Origin of the sequence: Mycobacterium colombiense (assembly GCF_001672755.1) — a bacterium.
Classification (GTDB): Bacteria; Actinomycetota; Actinomycetes; order Mycobacteriales; family Mycobacteriaceae; genus Mycobacterium; species Mycobacterium colombiense_C.
Genome location: NZ_LZKI01000064.1, coordinates 1 through 18,930 on the forward strand (window position 1 = coordinate 1; position 18,930 = coordinate 18,930).

The window sequence follows — 18,930 nt, forward strand, 5'->3', positions numbered from 1 at the left end:
CCTTACGACAGCTTCGCGACCTCGGCCTGCAGCCCATCGAGGCGTTGTAGCGTCTGATCGCGAGGCTCGGTCGGCAGGTCCACCAGAAGGTGCTCCACACCCAGATCGCGATACGCCTCGAGTTCCGTCGCCGTCGGCTTGCCGCCGTGGAAGTGGATCACCGGCACGTCCTTACCGGCCACGTCGCGCAATTGCGCTAACGGAGAAGACAACTCCTCTGCCGACCCCGTCATCGACAGCCAGCCCGCGTTCAGCCGGGCGATGCGCTTGAAGCCCGCCGGTCCGCCGCCGAGATAGAGCGGCGGATACGGCTTCTGGACAGGCTTGGGCCAACTGTAGATCGGGTCGAAGTCCACGAATTCGCGGTGGTATTGCGCCTTTTCGTGCGTCCAGATCTCGATCATCGCGTCGAGCCGCTCGTCAACGACGCGTCCGCGGACCGAAGGATTCACGCCGTGGTTGGCGATCTCCTCACGCAACCAGCCGATTCCCACGCCGAATCGAAATCGCCCCTGCGACACCAGATCCAGCGACGCCACCTCCTTGGCCGTGTGGATCGGATCGCGCTGGGGCACCAGGGCGATCCCGGTGCCCACGACCAGCCGGTCGGTGGCAACCGCCGCGGCGGTCAGCGCCACGAACGGATCCAGCGTGCGGTAGTACTTCGGCGGGATCGGGCCGCCGCCCGGATACGGGGTCTTCGCGTCGACCGGGATGTGTGAGTGCTCGGCGAGGAAGAGCGATTCAAAACCGCGCTGCTCGAGCGCCTCCCCCAACTCCGCGGGACCAATGCCGTCGTCGGTAACAAATGTCAGCACACCGAAACCCATGATGCTCAGTCAACAGCATCACCGCCCGCCTGTCAGCGCGAGATCGTCCCGGCGGCCGGGCGGCCGCAGATCTCAGCTCACAACGGCTTCTGCGGTCACCGCGCGGGGCGCCCGGCGCTCGACCGGACGTACCGCTCCCCAGAGGCCGGCGGCGACACCGACCGCGGCGCCGCCCAGGCCGATGATCTGCTGCGAAGGCTTCATCTCGCCGTGCACGCTCATCCCGCCGACCAGGTCGGCCACGTCGGCACCCGCGGAGGCCAAAAACCAGCCGCGCGTGTTCTTACCGCGCAGAGCCGCCGACGCGAGCAGGACACCGATCAACGCGTCGCGATAGCCCATCGACCGCAACAACAGTTGCGCGGTCGGTGACGGCTCGTCCGGGTCCCCCCACAACTTGTTCGCCCGCAGCGGGTCGACGAGGAAGGAAACGCCAGAGGCAAGTCGGATGGTGCCCGCAAGGAGGCCGAACCGGTCGATGGACATGGTCTTCAGAGCCTAGGAGCAAACCGTCCGGTCGCGCACGCATTCGACCCGAGAGTCGCTCACGGCGCCGGACAGGCATCGGCCATCTGCAGCGACGCCGGCCACAGCACCGTCGCCACCCCGAAGGCCATGGCGTCGGCGCCGGTCGGCGCCACGGCTTCTATCCGCGCCTGAATTCGCTGGGTCTGCTCGGGATGAAAAGCCGTCCACGCGAACCCGATACACAGGTATGGGATCAACAACCACAACCCCAGCTCGATCAACCCGCCGACGCTGACCTTGTGCCCGAGGATGCGCCGGACCGGGTCCATCGCGTGTTTGATTCCGCCCATGACCGCACTCCCTACCGCAGCACCAGTTTCAGCGCGTAATCGACGACGACATCGAGATCAGTGCCCAAATGCCCGGCGAGCCACTGCTGCGCGAGCTCGGCCATGGCGCCCGTGTACAGGGCGGCGGCGACCTCCGCGGCCACCGGATCGGAATCGGGGTTGAGGCGCCAGCCCTCGGTCAGCACGCCCGCGCGCAGCATGTCCTGAGTCGCGCGGCGCCGGGCGGCCAGCACCGGGTTGGTGCGCGCGTCAGTGAACAGCACCCGGCCGCGGCGCGGATCGGCCGACGAGAAGCCCAGCACCGCCGCGATGCCGGCCCGGGTCCTGGCGCCGAGCGAATCCCCCGCCTGCTCGATGGCGGCCTCGATCACTTCGCCGAGCTGATCACTCACCCGGTCGTAGACCGCGCCGAGCAGATCGTCGGTGTCGCCGAAACTTTCGTAGAAGTACCGCGTGTTCAGCCCGCATTCGCGGCATACCGAACGCACCGAGACGGCCGCCTCACCGCCGCCGCCGAACAGTCGATAGGCGGCCTCGACCAGCAGCGCACGACGCTCGGCGCGGCGGTCCTTGAGCGGTATACCGGCCCACCGGGTGGGACTCGACATCCCTACAGAGTAAGTCGGGATGGCGCGGGTCTTGTCACACCTGTAGCCAGAACCTATTCTGGTTACAGTCGTGACCAGAAGTTTTGAGGGAGTGCGCCGTGTTTCTGCCACACCAGATCGTCGGTCAACTGATCAACAAACGGTTGGACGACAACATGCGGCGATACTTTTTCCGCGGCATGGAGTTCGCCGCGCCCGTCGGCGACCCGGGTTGGTTCGGCCCCGACAGCGCCGTGTGGCGCGTGCACTCGCACCTGCCCGCGCTGATCTTCGGTCTGCAATGCGCGGCCTTCATGGAGACGCTGGACCCGTCGATCTACTGGATGGGCATGCACCACTCGCGACTGATCAAGCGGGACAGCAACGGAAACCCGATATCGCGAGTGCCCCAGATCGATCCTGAAGGCGCCGCGACTCGCCTCGGCCACTCGGTGGCGTTCTTCATCGGCACGGCATATGGGTCAACGGAAACCGCTGAGCGCCTGGCGAAATCCGTGCGCGCGATGCACCACACCATCAAGGGCACTCGTCCCGACGGTGCCCACTACGACGCCGACGACCCCGAGTGGCTGCGCTGGAACTACGCGACGGTCGTCTGGGGCCTGGCCACCGCGCACGAGCTTTATCACCCAATGCCGTTGCGCGGCAAGAAACTTGACCGCTACTACAGTGAGTTCGTCCGCGTCGGGCACGCGCTGGGAGGCACCGACCTGCCGACCACCAAGGCCGAGACGCTCGAGTGCCTGGAGTCCTACTTGCCGAAACTGGCTGTCACCCACGGCAAAGCGATGGGCACCGGCCCCAACGTCCAAATGCCGCAGGCCGCCGTGGACTGGGCCATCCGCGACACCATGCCGAAGTGGGCCAAGCAAATGCTGCAGCACCGCGACTGCAACATCGTCGAACGCACCGCCCGTCGCACCGCGGTGTGGTCGATCATCAACGGGATCAACGCCGCATCCGGCCCCGCGCCGGAATTTCGGCAGGCGCAGGCCAGGGTCAAGGGCGGCACCACGGTCCCCCACACCCTGCCGACCTACGTGCTCGGCAGCGATCAGGTTCGCAGCCGCTCCGAGGTCGAGCGCAGCTTCCAGTCCGTGTAGTCGCTCCCCCGCCACCGGTGTCCGACACTGGGGGCATCTCACAAACTTCCCCGGCGAAACGTCTACACAGCGTGACAGCCAAACGACCGTTCGAGGCGGTGGTCGTCGACCACGGTCCCGCCGTCCTGCGGGTATGCCGCGCCATCGTCGGGCCCGTCGACGCCGACGATGCCTGGTCGGAGACCTTTCTGTCCGCGTTGCGCGGCTACCCGGACCTGCCCGCCGACGCCAACGTCGAGGCCTGGCTGGTCACCATCGCGCACCGCAAGGCCATCGACCTCACCCGGGCCCGGGCGCGACGCGCGGTGCCGACCGGCAACGTCCCCGAAACCGCCGGCCCGGCGGATTCCGACAGGGACGACGACCTGGCCGACGCGCTGGCCCGGCTGCCCGCCAAACAGAAGCAGGCGGTCGCCTACCACTACCTGGCCGGCCTGCCCTACTCCGAGATCGCCGCCATCCTCGGCGGCAGTCCCGATGCCGCCCGGCGCGCCGCCGCCGACGGCATCGCCACCCTCAGACGCACATACCCCGGCCTCGCCGCCGGCACGACCGGGACAGGAGAACACCGATGAACAACGAGCACGAATTGACCCGCGAGCTGGGCCGGATCACCGACGCCACGGCCGATGACCTGGGCGCGCTGCGCGCCCGGCTCGCCACCGCCGCGCAGGCCGAGGGCCTCCTCGACATCGCCTACCGCATCGTCGACAGCCCGGTCGGCGCCCTGCTCATCGCGGCCACCGAACTCGGCCTCGTCCGCGTCGCCTACGCCAGCGAGGGACACGACGCCGTCCTGCAAAGCCTCGCCGACAGGATCAGCCCGCGCATCCTGCTCGCACCCGGCCGCCTTGACACGGCCGCAAGGCAACTCGACGAGTACTTCGCCGGTAAGCGCCGGGATTTCGGCGTGCCGTTGGACTGGCGGCTCTCGGCCGGATTCCGCAACACGGTGCTACGTCATCTGCCCGAGATCGGCTACGGCCACACCGCGAGCTATGCCGCGGTGGCCAAGCTGGCCGGCAATCCGAACGCGGTTCGCGCCGTCGGCAGCGCCTGTGCCACCAATCCGCTTCCCGTCGTGGTGCCCTGCCACCGCGTGGTGCGCAGCGACGGCGCGATGGGCGGCTACCTCGGGGGCGTGGAAGCCAAACGCATCCTGCTCACCCTCGAGGCCGCGGCCTGACGGGCGAATCCCGTTGCGATACAACCCGACCGCCGCCCGTACCGGCCGCTAGGCGGCGCCCGGCGTGAGGGGCGGAAGGTTGACGGCCGGCGACGACTGCTGCGTCGGCGCGGGCTGCGGTCCCTGGTTGACGTGTTGCCCCAGGTGCTGGGGACAGAAGGCGCTCGCCGCGATCATGGTGAACTGGGCGGCGCCGTCGACCGTGAATCCCGGGTTACTCGACGACACGCTCTTGATCACGTCGACCTGGGGACTGCCCTCGTCCATCAGTTGGCACGCCCGCTTACCCACCCCGACGGCCGCCGCCGGGTCCTGGTAGGTAATGCCCGCCTGGTTGAGCGCGGCGATGAAGCTCGCGTCAGCTCCCGACGTGGCGACCGGGTCGGCGTACGCGGGCGCGGCCACACCAGCGAGGGCGGCGCAGCCCGCAAGCACTAGCAGCATTCGCATCGCCTCATCCTCATATAGATCGGCGTCCTTGTCCTGCCGAGCCCCTCCGGCTGTGCCTAACCACGACAAACGCCCACGTTGGGCCGCCGGGCGCCGATTCCGCACGGACCCTTAAATTCGGGCCCTATGTGGTACACAGTGGCTATGTCCTCGCTGTCCCAGCAACATCGTTGAGAGCCCCGAGGTGGACAACGATCGACTTCTGACTCCCGGCCAGACCTGCTGGCGCACGGCACGGGCCGAGCAGTTCGCCGCCATCATCGACGCGGCCGACTACTTCAGGCACGTCAAGGCCGCGATGCTGCGCGCCCGCCATCGGATCATGCTGATCGGCTGGGACTTCGATTCCAGGGTGGCGTTCGAGCGGGGCGAGAAGACACTTCCCGGGCCGAACCAGCTGGGTCCGTTTCTTTATTGGATGCTCTGGAAACGGCCGGGCCTGAACATCTACCTGCTGAAGTCCAACTTGCGCCTGCTGCCGGCCTTCGACGGCATCTGGTTCGGCCTCACCCCGGTGTCTCTGCTGAACCAGATCAGCAGCAGGCGAATGCATTTCGCCATCGACGGCGCCCACCCCATCGGCTCGGTGCATCATCAGAAGATCGTGGTCGTCGACGACGCGGTGGCGTTCTGCGGCGGTATCGACCTGACGCTCGAACGATGGGACACCCGGGCGCACGCGCATGAGAACCCTCTCCGCCGCACGGCGGGGCGCGGCTACGGGCCGCGGCACGACGTCGGCCTGGCCGTCGACGGTGCGGCCGCACGGGCCCTGGGTGAGCAGGCCCTGGCCAGGTGGCAGACCGCGACTGAACACTCGTTGGCGCCGGTCGAGGCCAAGCACACCACCTGGCCCAGCAAGCTGGAACCGAACCTGTGCAATGTCGACGCCGGAATCGCACGCACCATGCCCGAGCTCGAAGACCGCCCCGAGGTCCGGGAGGTGGAGGCGCTCAACCTGGCCGCCATCGCGGCGGCGCGCCACACCGTCTATGTGGAGAACCAATACCTGGCATCCCGAACCATCGCCCAGGCGCTGGCAGCGCGGCTGCGCGAGGACGACGGCCCAGAGATCGTCATCGTGCTGGCCCGCAGAGGCAACAACCCGCTCGAGCGCGGAACCATGGACAGCGCCCGCCACCTCCTCATCCGGCTGCTGTGGGAAGCCGACGATCATGGCCGACTGGGCGTCTACTGGCCGGCGACCGACGGCGGCACCCCGATCTACATCCATTCCAAGGTGCTGGTGGTCGACGATCGGCTGCTGCGCATCGGCTCCTCGAACTTCAACAACCGCTCGATGGGCTTCGACAGCGAGTGCGACGTCGCGATCGAGGCGCAGCCGGCCAATTCCGAACACGACGCCGTCCGCCACGAAATCGCCTCGGTGCGAAGCGAATTGATGGCAGAGCACCTCGGCGTTTCGGTAGACGAGCTCGAAGAGGCGATCGGCGAACACCGGTCGGTGCTGAATGCGATCGAGGCACTTCGGGGAGACGGCAAGACGTTGCGGCCCTTCACCGAGCGCACCGTCGCCGATGAGGCGGGCCCGCTGGCCGAGAACGACCTGATGGATCCCGATCACGTCCCACGGTCGCTGACCCGCAGCGTGCAACGGTTCATCACCGGCCTTCGGGGTTGACCGGTCGGCGATTTGGGTGTGGGTCGGGCGAACCCGGCCTAGTGTGGGCAGAAGTGCCAGTGAATTAAGGACGAGCACCGATGAGCATCGACGACGACTCCGTCACCACCCTGGAGGACCTGCGCGGCGACCTGGCGCAGCGGTACAAGCGGACGCCGACTGGTGGAAGTGCGGCGGACAGCGCGCTCGTCGAGGCCGACATGGCCGCACTCGATCGCGACGGGTACGTCATCTGGGAGAACCTGCTCACCGCCGAGCAGTGCTCGCAGATCCGTGAGGTCGTGCGCCCCTGGCTGCGGCACACCGGGCGCAACTCGTTCGAGGGCCTGCGCACCCAGCGCATCTACAGCGTGCTGAGCAGGACCCGGGTATGCGATCGGCTGGTCGATGACCCGCGGGTGCTCGCCGTGCTCGATCGGCTGCTGATGCCCAACTACCTGCTTTCGGCGTTGCAGGCCATCAACATTCAGCCCGGCGAGGCCGCGCAGCTGGCCCACCACGACGACGGCTTCTATCCGGTTCCGCGCCCGCGGGAACCGCTGGCGGCCGCGACGATTTGGGCGATCGACGACTTCACCGCCGACAACGGCGCCACCGTCGTCTACCCGGGCAGCCACCGCTGGGGCAAGCGGCGGCCGGGCCCCGACGATCAGGCGCTGCCCGTCGTGATGCCCGCCGGCTCGTGCGTCTTCTTCGTCGGCACCCTCTGGCACGGCGGCGGTGCCAACAACACCGACCGCGAGCGCCTCGCCGTCACCGCCCAGTACTGCCAACCGTGGCTGCGGCCCATGGAGGCCTACACCCTGTCGATATCACGCGACGTCGCGCGGGTGGTCTCCGATGACCTTCGCCGGATGCTCGGCTACAGCATCCATCCGCCGTTCGTCGGCAATGTCGACGGCCTGCATCCGTTGCGGCTGTTGGAAGTTGAGCCGCAGCCGTAGCGGGCCGACTCGTTCGCCATACCGGTAGCGACACCGCACACCGACGGTTAGGCCGTTCATACGTCGTAGTACAGCGCGAACTACATACAGGCCGTTTGAACCGCTTAGCTGTGATGGCAGCACGACAAAATGCCTGTTCAAAGCGTTGGCCCTGATGGCTGGCGCAAGCCGCCGGAAACTCTGCTGCGTACCCACTGCGTACCCGCCGCTGCCCGCATCCCACGCGCGGCTCCCACCCATCGACGCCGTTCCGCGGACAGCCGTCGCTCGTTCGAGCTATAACTCAGCAACCCCTCAACTCCGAAAGGGCAGCCCGCGCATGACCGCGACCACCCCAACCATCCCCGCCGACCTGTGGGCCGCCTATAAGCACCTCGTCGTACGGGAACTGGCCGAGAAAATGTACGGCCGCTACGAAGACGCCGACCATGAGTAGCGACGACGATCAGCCTTCGACGGCTGTCGGGGCGGGCGACGACGAGACCATGATCGTCCCGGCGCCACCGACTGAGGCTGCGCAGGAGCTCGCGTGGTCAGAGGATCCTGAACCCGACTACTCGCCACACGAATCCTGGCGGGCCGCTCTCATCGCTGCCGGCGCCGTACTGTTGCTCTGCGCTGTAGCAGCAACACTGATCATCGCCTGGCGCCACCCACACCAGCCGATGCCCAACAACGCCGCCGCCAAACCAAGCGTCCCAGTCCCGGCCGCACCGCCGCCCCCAACAATTCAACGCGTCGAGCCCCCCACACCAGCAGCCCCGCGCCCACTGCAATACGACAGCCGCGGCGTCCCCATAATCCCGAAAGACCCCACCTCACAAGAACTGCAGCAAGTGCTAATAGCCGACCTCGACGGCGCCAGCATTCCCCACCCCGGCCCGGCAATCACCGTCAGCGAAGCCCAAGCCGTCTGCGATTACCTCACCAGCGGCCACCACACCGGCCCCGATACGTTCACGTGGATACAACACACCCACCCCAACTTCACCGACGGCCAAACAGGCGGCTTCGCGGGTGCATCCATCGGGATCTACTGCCCTCATTTCGGCTACCTACTCGACCCAAACAACCAACAAGCAACCTCGTAGCGTTGGGCCTGTCGGTCGATCCAGCTTGGACCGCATCGATATTCGCCGTTTTGCCGCTGTTCACAGAGCGGGCTTGTAGCTCAAAATTCCCGAGGTCAAGCTCGCCTAGGCGTGTCTGAATCGGGTCTATTCTTTCCCGTACCGCTCCAAGGCGGCCTGGGCGCTACGGCCCATCGCGGCGCCGATGACGGCCCACGAGTCGCCAGCTGCCCGCGCATCCGCGACCGCCGCCTCCAGTTCGGCCTGGGGCGCGTTGCCGGTCACCGCGGCGCGGATGCTTCGAAAGTGGGTTGCCTCGCGTGCGTGGGCCGGGTCAACTTTGAGAGCGTCGAGCCATTGGTCAATCTGGTCGGCGGTGGGATCTGCAGCACTGCCAAACATCTCCACCGGGCCCGTCCGGGCCTATACCAACCGCCGCCCAGGCCGCCCGGCGCCGAGCGTCAACGGGTTTCGCCCACAGTGGTGGCAGATAACTCAGTACGTCGGTTGCCGGGGATACGCTTTCTTCCGTGATGAAGAACCTCACCCTGCCGTCTGTTACTCATCGGCAGCTAACCGCCGATGAGTAAGAGAGGCGACAAGAGACGCGCCAAGCAACGAGGCACGCAGCTCGCGGAATCAGCGCGCCGCAGCACCACAGAACACCCACCGGACAGGACGCCGAAGCCCAAGCCGGAACGGAAGCCTGTTGACGAGGCCCAGAAGGCGACGCCCCGGCAGAAGCTCCAGCGGATGGGGGCGCCAGGTGCTTCGAAGTCGCCGGATGGTCCCAGCGGTCTAACGCCGGAGATGGTGTCGGAATCCGAGTACATGTCGATCGAATTCCCACCGGATGCGCCAGGCGCTCCGTCGATCCAGTTTCTGCTGAAGATCACCGAGCGGATCGTGAATCTCAGCCAGGAGACGTTGTCGTTCAAATCGGTGCCGGTGGAGGACACGATCCATCCCAGACCGCTGCCCTTTGAACCGCCGCTTCAGCAATACGGCGTCGGCGATGCGAAGGGGTTCCGTCACCACTGGGAGAAACTGGACTACGTGTTCGAGCTAGCCGATCCGTATGTGTTCCCCGAGATCCCGTTGCTCGAAGCCGACCGGGAGATCGTCGAGCGGTACATCCGAATGTGCCGACGGCTCGCGGGGTTCAGTGTGATCAATAACGACAAGTCCACGTTGTCTGTCGGTAGCGATGCCGGTGTATGGCATGTCCGCGTGGTAGACCCGCCAAGCGACGAAAGTTTTATGGGTACGTCCGCTGCATTTCGTCAGCTGCACAACGACGGCGAGCCAGCCTCATTCGTAAAGGTCTCCAACGCGCTGTTCAAGTCAATCAAAACCCTTCCGGAGGAACAACAAACCCCGATCCGCGACACTGTGAAGCGGTGGCGGGCAGCGCGGGACAGACTGCAGAAACATACCCTCCAAACACTTACTGCCCTAAAAGCGGGCAACGCCACCCTCGACAACCCGGTGAGCTACGGCAACATCAACCCTGAAGAGCTAATCCGAACTTTCAACTATGGCGACTCGCTGCACTTCGGGAGCGAACGGAGCCAGCTGGAGGACTTGCTGGCAGACCCTCGCCATCAGGCGTACTACACATACGCTGCCCTAAATTCGATCGTCGGGCTGAGCCATCTGTACTTCGGATTCGCCGTCTTGCTGGACAGCGCGATCGGCGGAATGGCATAACTGGCCCGCCTTCAGCGTACGCGAAGACAAAAAGTTGTCAGTAACGCCGAGTAGCGTCCGCGGCGTGAATCTTCATGAGCGAGTTGTGTTTAATGCCGCACGCGACGTCTGGGATCGAACGCGACAACCGGTGTCCGCCAATGCCATCGCGGAAGCCACCGGGTTCGACGATGAAACCACCCAGCAGGTATTGCTCGCGTTGGACTTGAAAGGGTACTTCGCGGACGCCCTACGCGCGACGACCGGATCGATTCAATAGCGTTTTGGCCCGGATTTCCCGATTTTCCTTAGAGCGCTTCGTCGATGGAGGTAAAGCATTGTCATGAGCCAGCCCTTCGAACTGACGGAAGAGTTCGCGGCCGAAGAGTGGGTGAAGATAGCCCAGCAGACCGACATTCTGATGCGCCAGACGCTAAGCCAGAGCGCCTTTCCGGTCGATCCGGGATCGGAGTTCGCCGCCGACGATGCGCAGAGCCATCCCTATCGCGTATCACAGTGCGCCCGTGGATTTATTAACGCGGGTATCGACCACATGCACGCACTCAAGACGTTGATCGTCGACGGGCGGACGCTCCACTCGGCGTCAGATTGGACTCTGATGCGTGCCGCACTCGAGCACTTCGCGGTGGCGTTTTGGGTGATGAACCCCTCGGATCGACGCATCCGGATCGAACGCGCGCTGCGCTGTGCGGCGCAGAATTTCAAGGATCAAGACAAGGCGATGCAAAAGCTCCTTGATCCGTCCGATTACGACTCGCTGCGTTCCAATCTCGACTCCGTCGCCGAGGTGGCCGCTAGTGCTGGGTGCAGCAAGAAAGGCGCCCAGGGCGGATACACCAGTACGGAGATATTGCAGTATGCCGAAAGGGAAACGTCGATATTGCCGAGCCCACATGTGATGTGGCAGGTGTGCTCGGGCTTCGCCCACGGGCGCCAATGGGCGAATCTTGGCATGAATGACGTAGAGATTAACCCGACAAGCGAGGAGGGCGTGTCAGCCGTGAGGACGACCAGCGACTACAAACGTCTGCTCGCCGCAGGCAGACCCGCCTCTATCTTGATGGCAGAGACGGTCCGGCTATTCACTGAACGGTCGCGGGCGTGAGGTCGTTTCGTTAGCCGGTTCAACTGGCTGTCGTCCACCGGTACGCTGAGATTCATTACAGCCGCGGCGGTCTGGCATTCGATCGGGTCTGGCCATCCGGCGCAGCGGTGCCCGTGGACATTTGCACGACGCAGGATGATTTCGGCCATCGTTAACGGTGTCGAACCGGCGGCGGGTAACGTGGACGGAGGGGCCGCCCGCTTCCGCGGTGAAGGTGGGCGTGGCGCAGGATGACGTGTCTGCGGCGCGGATGAGCCAAAAATGCTTGGCTGCCCGCGCATAGCGTTAGCATTCCCCACCATGCCCGCTGAAATGAGTGGTGGCCGTCTGAGCCAACAAATAGCCGAGTGGATGTGCGAACTAGCCCAGAATCGTCCAGTGTTCCACTCCGAAGCCGACTTCCAACTCGCTCTAGCATTGGTTATGACCCGACACGGAGCGCGGCGCGTCCGTCTAGAGCGCCGGATCCGACTGCAGAAGCCATTGCGCAACAAGAAACAGTTGACGGTTGATGTACTCGCGACTGTCGACAACCAGCGGATCGGGTTGGAGCTGAAGTACCCAAAAAACGCGTACACCGGAACTGCGCTCTCCGACGGAGAACCAGAGGAGTATTTTCTTCGCACGGGTGCATCCGACGTTGGGGCAGCTGATTTTTGGCACGACGCCGAACGTATCGAACTGCTTCTCGCGGAAAACATCATCGACGCTGGGGCATCGATCATGCTCTCGAACGTCCCGTACTGGCGGTCAACGACCCTAACCAAGACCGCAGCACGCGCTTTCGCCCTATGCCAGGACCGTTCTGTCGGGCCCACAACGCTCGAGTGGAGCGGTAAACCGTATTCAGCTCCGGTCGAACTCACAACTCAATACCTGTGCCGATGGCGGCCCTTCAGCACGCCACCCGGCGGCGAGTTCCGATACATCATCCTCGAAAGCCCGGCCCAACCCTAGGCCCAGTGTGATGCCCGCAAAATCACCGATCGACCCCCTAGTGCTGGGACAGCGAGTTGTCGGGATCATCGAGACGGGAAGACGCACTGCCACATACAAGCTCGCTGTTCTCTCTGCACTCATCGACTACTGCGTGGAACATCTCCCTGAAACACCAACGGCAACGCTGGATGTGCCGCTCGATGACCTGGCGGATCGCGTGATTGAGCTGTACTGGCGTCAGGTAGTCCCGTTCGAAGGCGATGAGCACAGGCTGTACCAATCCAGTGGCGAGAAGAGCGGGGACCGCGCACTCATCCTCGACGAGATCGCCCAACTGCGAAGCTCCCCAGGCAAGCAGGCTCGTCATACCCCGGCAGTAGCAAGGAAGCAGGCGCCGACTGAATACGAGCAGGCACGTGCGCGCATCGTCCGCGTACTGGTGAGACAGCCCCTGTACCGACTTCAGAAGCTCACCGGGAAAGGCCAGCACGACGCATTTCTCTACGATGACTCGTGGATGCACGACAGCGTCAGCAAACGAGAAATCGATAAACATCGCAACCAGATACAGCTTGAACCCGGCGTAGCGAACGGCCTCGCACGGTTGGCAGGATTACTCAAACCCACGCTCCGAATCCACTGGGTCCAAGAGGTGCGAGCCCTTAATCCCGCCATCAACCACAAAGTGCCGCCCGTCGAACGCTACCTCTTCGGTGCGGACAGAGTTGCCCTCGCCCGTGCCGGCAATGCCCTGAAAGACGCATTCTCACATTCGTGCTTTTACTGCAGCAAGAGAGCAGCAACAACTGTCGATCACGTCCTGCCCTGGTCGAGGTTAGGGCTCGACAGTCTGGCCAATCTTGTACCGGCCTGCGACCGGTGCAACGGAAGCAAGCTAGACGCAGTTCCAGCTGTCGAGCACGTAATCGCAGCGCTATGCCGGGACCGAAGCAAGCTGGAAGAGATCTCCGACCGACTCCACTGGCCCGCCGAGTTCTCCCGTGTAGCCCTCGCAGCACGTGGCATCTACCTAAGTACGCCGGAACAATCACCGACCTGGTTCAGCATCGGCAAGTCGGTGCCATTCGAGTCGTCTGCTCTGCCGGATTGGATCCGAAAGCCGAAACCAGATCCACCGCCCGAATGATTTCGCGGACCACACCGCGGCATGTACAGAAGATCAACCTCGTTGTCCCCTGCGAACGAGAGCTGATATTCGTCGGCGCTGACCGACTTGACGGGTGCGGCACCGGGAAAGCACTCCACTCCGCAGCTTTCCAAAAAACGCAGCGTCGGCGCTGATTCCATTGCTAGCGTGAGCCTTCCACAGGTGGGAGGAGTGATTCGTGGCCGGAGAGTTGCTGGTTGACGGCGGCATCGTGATCTCATGTGATCGTTGCGGCGCGGGCAATGTCTTCGAGTTGTCTGCCGCAGACCAGCGGTGTGCGGCGTGCGGTGCCTGGACTGCGTATAGGTGGTGCCCAGGCTGCAGCGAGCCAACTGCGATTCCGCCGAGCGCTACAGGTATCAGCACTGCCAAGTGGACGTGCCGAAATTGCGGAAAAACCGCGAAGCGAAGCCGTTGGCTTCCGTCTTCGGTTGGCTGCTATTACACGGGCTCGGCTACAGGGTGGGCGCTCGAACATTACGGCGCCGAGCGCGTCGCGGAGGTCCTATCAGACCCTGACCGCAGGCGCATAGACGGCTCGATAGAGGCCGTGAGCGGGATCTCCGGCTTAGCCAGCGGAGGATGCACGGTTTTCTTCGATCGTAACTCGGCGGTGCTACTGGTCGGGAACGAAGAAAATCGCTGGGTGCTCGACTACTCCCAAATTACTTCACTGCAAATTGGTGGCCGCGGAGACATCGTCTGGACGACCACGACGTCGTCTGGAACACGTTGGGCTGGCGGGGGTTTCGGCGCGGCCGGCATCGTCGAGGGACTCGTTCTAAGCAGCGTCTTGAATTCCGCTACATCTAAGACCACAACGACCACCCATCACGAGATCGAGACGATCTTTCAGCTCGATTGGGAGTCGGGAAGCTTGACCCTGCTGAATGAGACTCGGATTCCCGACGAATGGGATGCACTCCTCAAACCGGTATTTCAACGACTGGAAGCGCACTGGGAGGCGCTAGCGGATGATCAAGAGCAGGGTCGCGCCGGCGAAAAGGAGTGCCCGTACTGCGCCGAGACGATCAAAGCGGCGGCCATAAAGTGCCGCTACTGCGGATCAGAACTGGGTCCATGCGCGGACGCGGGAGGCGGGGCGCACGACGGAGATGAGGGACGGTGACACCGCTTGAACTAGCAAATCTGTTGTTCGGCGACGAAGGACCACCCGACCGTGAAGTGGTGCTCAATCAGGGATACACGCGAGCCCCGGAGATAACCAAGGATGCGCTCCCCGATCGTCGACTATGGCCCGAAGAATTTGACTCATTGCCTATTGTTAACGGACGAATTCGAATCGACCGGCGGCTAGTATTTACCATCGCTAAGCGGGCCATGAATGACGCTGAGAATGATTGGGCAGCAGCGCAACTCCACACAGCGGCCGCGGTATGGGGCGCAAAGCCCGGCCAAAACACATACCGCGCATTTAAGCCACTGTCCAACCCTCACGCGTCTGAAAGGCTCACGAAGGCTCTGCAGCTCGTCCAAGGCGGAGGTGCCCTGAGTGGATACAAAGCGATGTTGGCACCAAGGGGGCGGCTAAATATTCCCTACCTAGCATCATCCTTCTTCACAAAGTTCTTGTACTTCGGCGGCTGGGATGCGAAGCCATCCAGCATCATGCCGCAGCCACTGATCATGGACGACGATGTCGTCGACGCGCTAAGAGAATTGACTCAAGGGCCTTGGCAACGAGACTCAGCCGAGGACTACGGGCGTTACATAGAGCTTGCGAAAGAAGTCGCATACGAAGCCCAAACATCTGCAGACGTCGTTGAGTGGCGCCTATGGGGATGGCTTCACCAGAAATCGATCGAGTCCTAGACGCTGGGAACTAGGTGGCTCGCACTGCAGCGCGGCGGCCACACCTTGCGCCCCCAGTGCGGGGGCCGAATTTGCCTGTGCACCAACCGCCGCGGCGGTAACATCCGCACCATGCCGTTGGCCGAAGGCGACGTATTCGCTGGCTACACCATCCTGCGGCTGCTGGGATCGGGGGGAATGGGCGAGGTGTACCTCGTTCAGCACCCCCGGCTGCCTCGCCGCGACGCACTCAAAATATTGGGCAATGACGTCTCCGCTGATGACGACTATCGACAGCGATTCGTCAGAGAGGCAGACCTAGCGGCCGAGCTGTGGCATCCGAACATCGTTCGCGTAAACGACCGAGGCGAGTTCAACGGACAGCTTTGGATCTCGATGGACTTCGTCGATGGCACTGACGCGGCGACGTTGCTGCAGGAGCGCTACCCGTCGGGCATGCCGGCAGACAAGGTAGCCCCGATAATCGTGGCGATTGCCAGCGCGCTCGACTATGCGCATCGGCAGAATTTGCTGCACCGCGACGTCAAGCCCGCCAATATCCTGCTCGCCAATCCAGAAGAAGGTGAACGGCGAATTCTTCTAGGAGATTTCGGAATAGCGCGTTCCACGGGCGACGCGGGCGGTTTGACCGCTACAAATATGACTATCGGCACGCTTCCTTACGCCGCACCGGAACAGCTCACGGATGAGCCGATCGATGGACGCGCCGATCAGTATGCTCTGGCAGCGACTGCCTACCATCTGCTTACCGGATCAACGCTGTTCCCGCACACCAATCCAGCGGTCGTCATTAGCCGCCACCTCTCCGCACCACCTCCCGCGCTAGCCGACACCCGACCCGATCTCGCGCCGTTGGACTCGGTGCTGGCCGTTGCCCTCGCGAAGGAACGCGCCGATCGATTCGCCAGTTGCACCGATTTCGCACGAGTATTCGCGACGACAGCCGACTCAAGCGGACACGCGAAAGCCTTGGCTTCGACCCTGCAGGCACCTCTGGGCAGCAGACCATTTACAAGCTCCGGAGTTCCCTCAAGCCAAGGTGAGGCCGGTAATCAGCGATGGCGCCGCCGCCGTAGGATTCTCATCACGGCAGCCTCGACGCTGGTAGTGATTGCAGCTATCGGCACCATCGGCTATGTGGTCGAAAGGAAGTCAACTACCTCCAAACCGAATCCACCCGCTGCCGTGTTAGACGGTACCTATCGTGTGAACTGGGACTTTACGAAGCAGACGAACAATGGCGCCCCCGCCCCAATCACAAAGCCAGCCGCCGGACCAGCCGACAACGCAGCATGGTGGGCGTTTCGCTCATTGTGCACACAGACGGGATGCGTTGCTACCGGCACCTCACTAGACCCAAAAAACCACCAAGTGGCGTCCACACCCCCGCACACCGCCGAATTGCATTTCGTCAACGGTCACTGGCTGCGAACGCCAGTCAAGGCGAAAGAAGCCGGGTCACGCTGCCTAGGAGCAGACAACAAGATTGTCCCAGGCGAGTACACCGAGGTCGTTATTTGGGCATTGGAACCACAGCCCGACAACACCCTGAAAGGCCAGGCGACCATAACTCCCGTAACCAATGAATGCGGAATGGCGGGTGGGGTGTTTCAGACTCCGCTTGAGCTGACACGGGTAGGCGATACGCTGGCCACGGTTACCGTGGCTGATCCTGCGACCGTGGCAACAATCCCGACGCCAATCAGCCCAATCCCTGACGTTGCGGGAGTGACCCCGGCACTGAACGGTACTTACCAGGTGGTGTTCGACTGGACAAAACAAACGGTAAACGGCGAAGCAACAACCGGCCCAGGCGAAAGTGAAACAGTCTGGTGGGCCTTTCGATCCCTCTGTACGTCGGCAGGATGCGTCGCCACAGGAGCCGAGTTAGCCAAGGAAAATCAGCAATTACCCGTGGGCGGCGGTTCGGTGTTCCATTTTGTCGACGGCCACTGGCAAAACGAGCCTGAGCTTGTAGATCCGTCGCCCTGCCCCGCAGGAACCACCAAAGCCCAAAAGAGCTCTACCGCAACGTGGTCGTGGACCCCGTTGCCTAACGGCACTCTTCAAGGCACCGCCACCTCGACGATTTTGACCAACGAGTGCGGCACACAAGGAGCGGTTTATCGGACCCCGCTTTCGATCACGCGGGTAGGCGATGTTCCGCCTACGGTTGTACTCGCCGATCCAGCGTTGTTCATCGCCCCAACTGCGCAGCCCTCCGGCTCGCACCCTTAAAACCGGCTCCTCGTGGATCGGGCCTGCGCTGGCCACCTGGGATCTCATGCCCGACTCTGTTCCAGATCGATCTTGAACTGCTCAACGTCCATCGACTTCTCAGCCCTCACCTTGAGGTGGCCTTCGATATCTAGTAGACGGAGCACACGGCAGATCACCGCAAGGGCTAGAATACGGCCTATGAGCAAGCGAGACAAAGACTTTGATTGGTCGGCGGGTGACATCTTCTCCCGCGTAACTCGCGAGGAAGTAGTCGCAATGAACGACGCGCTCGTCGACAAGAGGGTCACCGACGCCGCCAAGGTGGACCGGGTCTTCACGAAGCACCACCGCCCTCGATAACCCTCAGCAATCCCAACGGATCACGCGGATCATCCTCAGCGGCTGCTTCCTCAGCCATCCGGTCAAGATCTGCCAGTGTCGGCCCCGGATCACCCAACGGCACACCGGCTTTCGACGCCGACGACGGCGTCAACGCCAACTCGACTTCCAGTGCCCGAAGCTCCGCACTCAACTGCCGTATCTCCACCATCGCCGGATGGAATTTGACCTGCTTGTGGCTGCCCAGCACCATCAGGCCCGGCCCACCTCGCCTCAGCTCCGCGTGTGCATCCGCCAACAGATCCCGCAGCATGCAGTACCGTTCCACCAACAACCGGTGCCGATCCGGGGAGATCCAGTACTGCCGGAACACGAAATCCCAAGCAGCACGCCCAGCCTCACCTAGCCCGTCCGGTGCAGGCGGTGGCGTACGCGGCGCACCCGCTTCAGCAGGCGCGCGACCCAACCACTGAGACTTCGGACGACGCGGCACGTCATCGCCTCCAATCGTTGATAATCGGATGACCTCCGACATTTGCTGGTACGAACCTGCCCCGAACGAGTCCGACTTCAACCGCGTCAAACCACCCGGAAACCGCCCGCAAAGACACAGGTCGTAGGCGCACCAAACCTGGGATGCAGTCCGAAACCAAGGGCGTTACCAGGGTCGCGGCGGCCGACGCGCCGAAAAAACCGGCGCCGAACGGCGGGCTGGTTGTTTGCTGGGGCCGTGTGTGGGTGGTGGCTAGGTGGTGTCAGTGTGGGTGGTGAGTGGGGGTGCGCCTGTCGCGGCGGAGGTGTCGGTTGGGTTGGGGTGGGGCGTCGCTGCTGGTGTTGGTGTTGGCGCGGTAGGTGGGTGCCACCGTTGGTGGTAGGTGGGTGGCGATGCGCGTGGTAGGTGCGGTGGTCATTGGTTAGCCCTGCTGCTCGCGTAGTAGCACTCGATGTGGTGGAGGCGGCCCGTT

At 63.6% G+C, this 18,930-nt stretch carries 21 protein-coding genes; 14 read left to right on the top strand and 7 right to left on the bottom strand.

What is annotated here, in order from left to right; all coding sequences use genetic code 11:
* Positions 1-2: 2 nt before the first annotated feature.
* The 4 genes from A5708_RS08215 to A5708_RS08230 form a co-directional block, all read right to left on the bottom strand.
* Positions 3-830, bottom strand: coding sequence for an LLM class F420-dependent oxidoreductase (locus A5708_RS08215; RefSeq protein ID WP_065028146.1), 828 nt, complete (start codon positions 828-830; stop codon positions 3-5).
* A gap of 72 nt (positions 831-902) precedes the next feature.
* Entirely contained in the window at positions 903-1,316 is a 414-nt protein-coding gene (locus A5708_RS08220; RefSeq protein WP_065028147.1) for a DUF4267 domain-containing protein, read from the bottom strand.
* 59 nt (positions 1,317-1,375) lie between these two features.
* Positions 1,376-1,648 (bottom strand): hypothetical protein, encoded by a 273-nt coding sequence (locus tag A5708_RS08225; RefSeq protein ID WP_065028148.1) that lies wholly within the window; start codon positions 1,646-1,648, stop codon positions 1,376-1,378.
* 11 nt (positions 1,649-1,659) lie between these two features.
* Complete coding sequence (locus A5708_RS08230) at positions 1,660-2,256, bottom strand: TetR/AcrR family transcriptional regulator (RefSeq protein WP_065028149.1); 597 nt, start codon at positions 2,254-2,256, stop codon at positions 1,660-1,662.
* A 98-nt stretch (positions 2,257-2,354) separates the two neighbouring features.
* Between A5708_RS08230 and A5708_RS08235 the strand changes: the two genes are divergently transcribed.
* The 3 genes from A5708_RS08235 to A5708_RS08245 all read left to right on the top strand — a co-directional run bounded on the left by A5708_RS08235 (position 2,355) and on the right by A5708_RS08245 (position 4,545).
* Positions 2,355-3,359 carry an oxygenase MpaB family protein gene (locus A5708_RS08235; RefSeq protein ID WP_065028150.1) on the top strand — a complete coding sequence of 335 codons (1,005 nt, stop codon included), beginning with the start codon at positions 2,355-2,357 and terminating at the stop codon, positions 3,357-3,359.
* A gap of 71 nt (positions 3,360-3,430) precedes the next feature.
* Complete coding sequence (locus A5708_RS08240; protein WP_065028151.1) at positions 3,431-3,934, top strand: RNA polymerase sigma factor; 504 nt, start codon at positions 3,431-3,433, stop codon at positions 3,932-3,934.
* A complete protein-coding gene (locus A5708_RS08245) occupies positions 3,931-4,545 on the top strand; it encodes a methylated-DNA--[protein]-cysteine S-methyltransferase (RefSeq protein WP_196772569.1) in 615 nt (204 codons plus the stop codon). The genes A5708_RS08240 and A5708_RS08245 overlap by 4 nt, the downstream gene beginning before the upstream one ends.
* Before the next feature lie 48 nt (positions 4,546-4,593).
* Here A5708_RS08245 and A5708_RS08250 read toward each other — a convergent pair whose 3' ends face one another.
* Entirely contained in the window at positions 4,594-4,995 is a 402-nt protein-coding gene (locus tag A5708_RS08250; RefSeq protein ID WP_065028237.1) for a DUF732 domain-containing protein, read from the bottom strand.
* A gap of 184 nt (positions 4,996-5,179) precedes the next feature.
* On the opposite strand from A5708_RS08250, the gene A5708_RS08255 reads away from it, so the two are divergent.
* The 3 genes from A5708_RS08255 to A5708_RS26055 all read left to right on the top strand — a co-directional run bounded on the left by A5708_RS08255 (position 5,180) and on the right by A5708_RS26055 (position 8,672).
* Entirely contained in the window at positions 5,180-6,637 is a 1,458-nt protein-coding gene (locus A5708_RS08255) for a phospholipase D-like domain-containing protein (protein WP_065028152.1), read from the top strand.
* 80 nt (positions 6,638-6,717) lie between these two features.
* A complete protein-coding gene (locus tag A5708_RS08260) occupies positions 6,718-7,581 on the top strand; it encodes a phytanoyl-CoA dioxygenase family protein (protein WP_065028153.1) in 864 nt (287 codons plus the stop codon).
* Between the two features lie 428 nt (positions 7,582-8,009).
* Positions 8,010-8,672 carry a DUF732 domain-containing protein gene (locus tag A5708_RS26055; RefSeq protein WP_081292861.1) on the top strand — a complete coding sequence of 221 codons (663 nt, stop codon included), beginning with the start codon at positions 8,010-8,012 and terminating at the stop codon, positions 8,670-8,672.
* Between the two features lie 126 nt (positions 8,673-8,798).
* On the opposite strand, the gene A5708_RS27935 is transcribed toward A5708_RS26055, so the two are convergent.
* Positions 8,799-8,936: a hypothetical protein gene (locus A5708_RS27935; protein ID WP_231117843.1), complete on the bottom strand. Its 138-nt coding sequence runs from the start codon at positions 8,934-8,936 to the stop codon at positions 8,799-8,801.
* A gap of 297 nt (positions 8,937-9,233) precedes the next feature.
* Between A5708_RS27935 and A5708_RS08275 the strand changes: the two genes are divergently transcribed.
* From A5708_RS08275 to A5708_RS27770, 8 genes are all read left to right on the top strand, one after another.
* A complete protein-coding gene (locus A5708_RS08275; protein ID WP_155765934.1) occupies positions 9,234-10,361 on the top strand; it encodes a hypothetical protein in 1,128 nt (375 codons plus the stop codon).
* A gap of 64 nt (positions 10,362-10,425) precedes the next feature.
* Complete coding sequence (locus A5708_RS26690; protein WP_155765935.1) at positions 10,426-10,620, top strand: hypothetical protein; 195 nt, start codon at positions 10,426-10,428, stop codon at positions 10,618-10,620.
* Between the two features lie 63 nt (positions 10,621-10,683).
* Positions 10,684-11,466, top strand: coding sequence for a hypothetical protein (locus A5708_RS26060; protein ID WP_081292863.1), 783 nt, complete (start codon positions 10,684-10,686; stop codon positions 11,464-11,466).
* A gap of 300 nt (positions 11,467-11,766) precedes the next feature.
* A complete protein-coding gene (locus tag A5708_RS26695; protein ID WP_155765936.1) occupies positions 11,767-12,423 on the top strand; it encodes a hypothetical protein in 657 nt (218 codons plus the stop codon).
* Between the two features lie 10 nt (positions 12,424-12,433).
* On the top strand, positions 12,434-13,552 hold the full coding sequence (locus A5708_RS26065) for an HNH endonuclease (RefSeq protein ID WP_081292864.1): 1,119 nt from the start codon (positions 12,434-12,436) through the stop codon (positions 13,550-13,552).
* A 571-nt stretch (positions 13,553-14,123) separates the two neighbouring features.
* Positions 14,124-14,702, top strand: coding sequence for a hypothetical protein (locus A5708_RS08290; protein WP_155765937.1), 579 nt, complete (start codon positions 14,124-14,126; stop codon positions 14,700-14,702).
* Positions 14,699-15,406 (top strand): hypothetical protein, encoded by a 708-nt coding sequence (locus A5708_RS27435; protein WP_231117844.1) that lies wholly within the window; start codon positions 14,699-14,701, stop codon positions 15,404-15,406. Before A5708_RS08290 ends, A5708_RS27435 begins: the two co-directional genes overlap by 4 nt.
* A 111-nt stretch (positions 15,407-15,517) precedes the next feature.
* A complete protein-coding gene (locus tag A5708_RS27770) occupies positions 15,518-17,644 on the top strand; it encodes a serine/threonine-protein kinase (RefSeq protein ID WP_081292865.1) in 2,127 nt (708 codons plus the stop codon).
* A gap of 316 nt (positions 17,645-17,960) precedes the next feature.
* Here A5708_RS27770 and A5708_RS27775 read toward each other — a convergent pair whose 3' ends face one another.
* Positions 17,961-18,500 (bottom strand): P27 family phage terminase small subunit, encoded by a 540-nt coding sequence (locus A5708_RS27775; protein WP_155765938.1) that lies wholly within the window; start codon positions 18,498-18,500, stop codon positions 17,961-17,963.
* Positions 18,501-18,930: the final 430 nt, after the last annotated feature.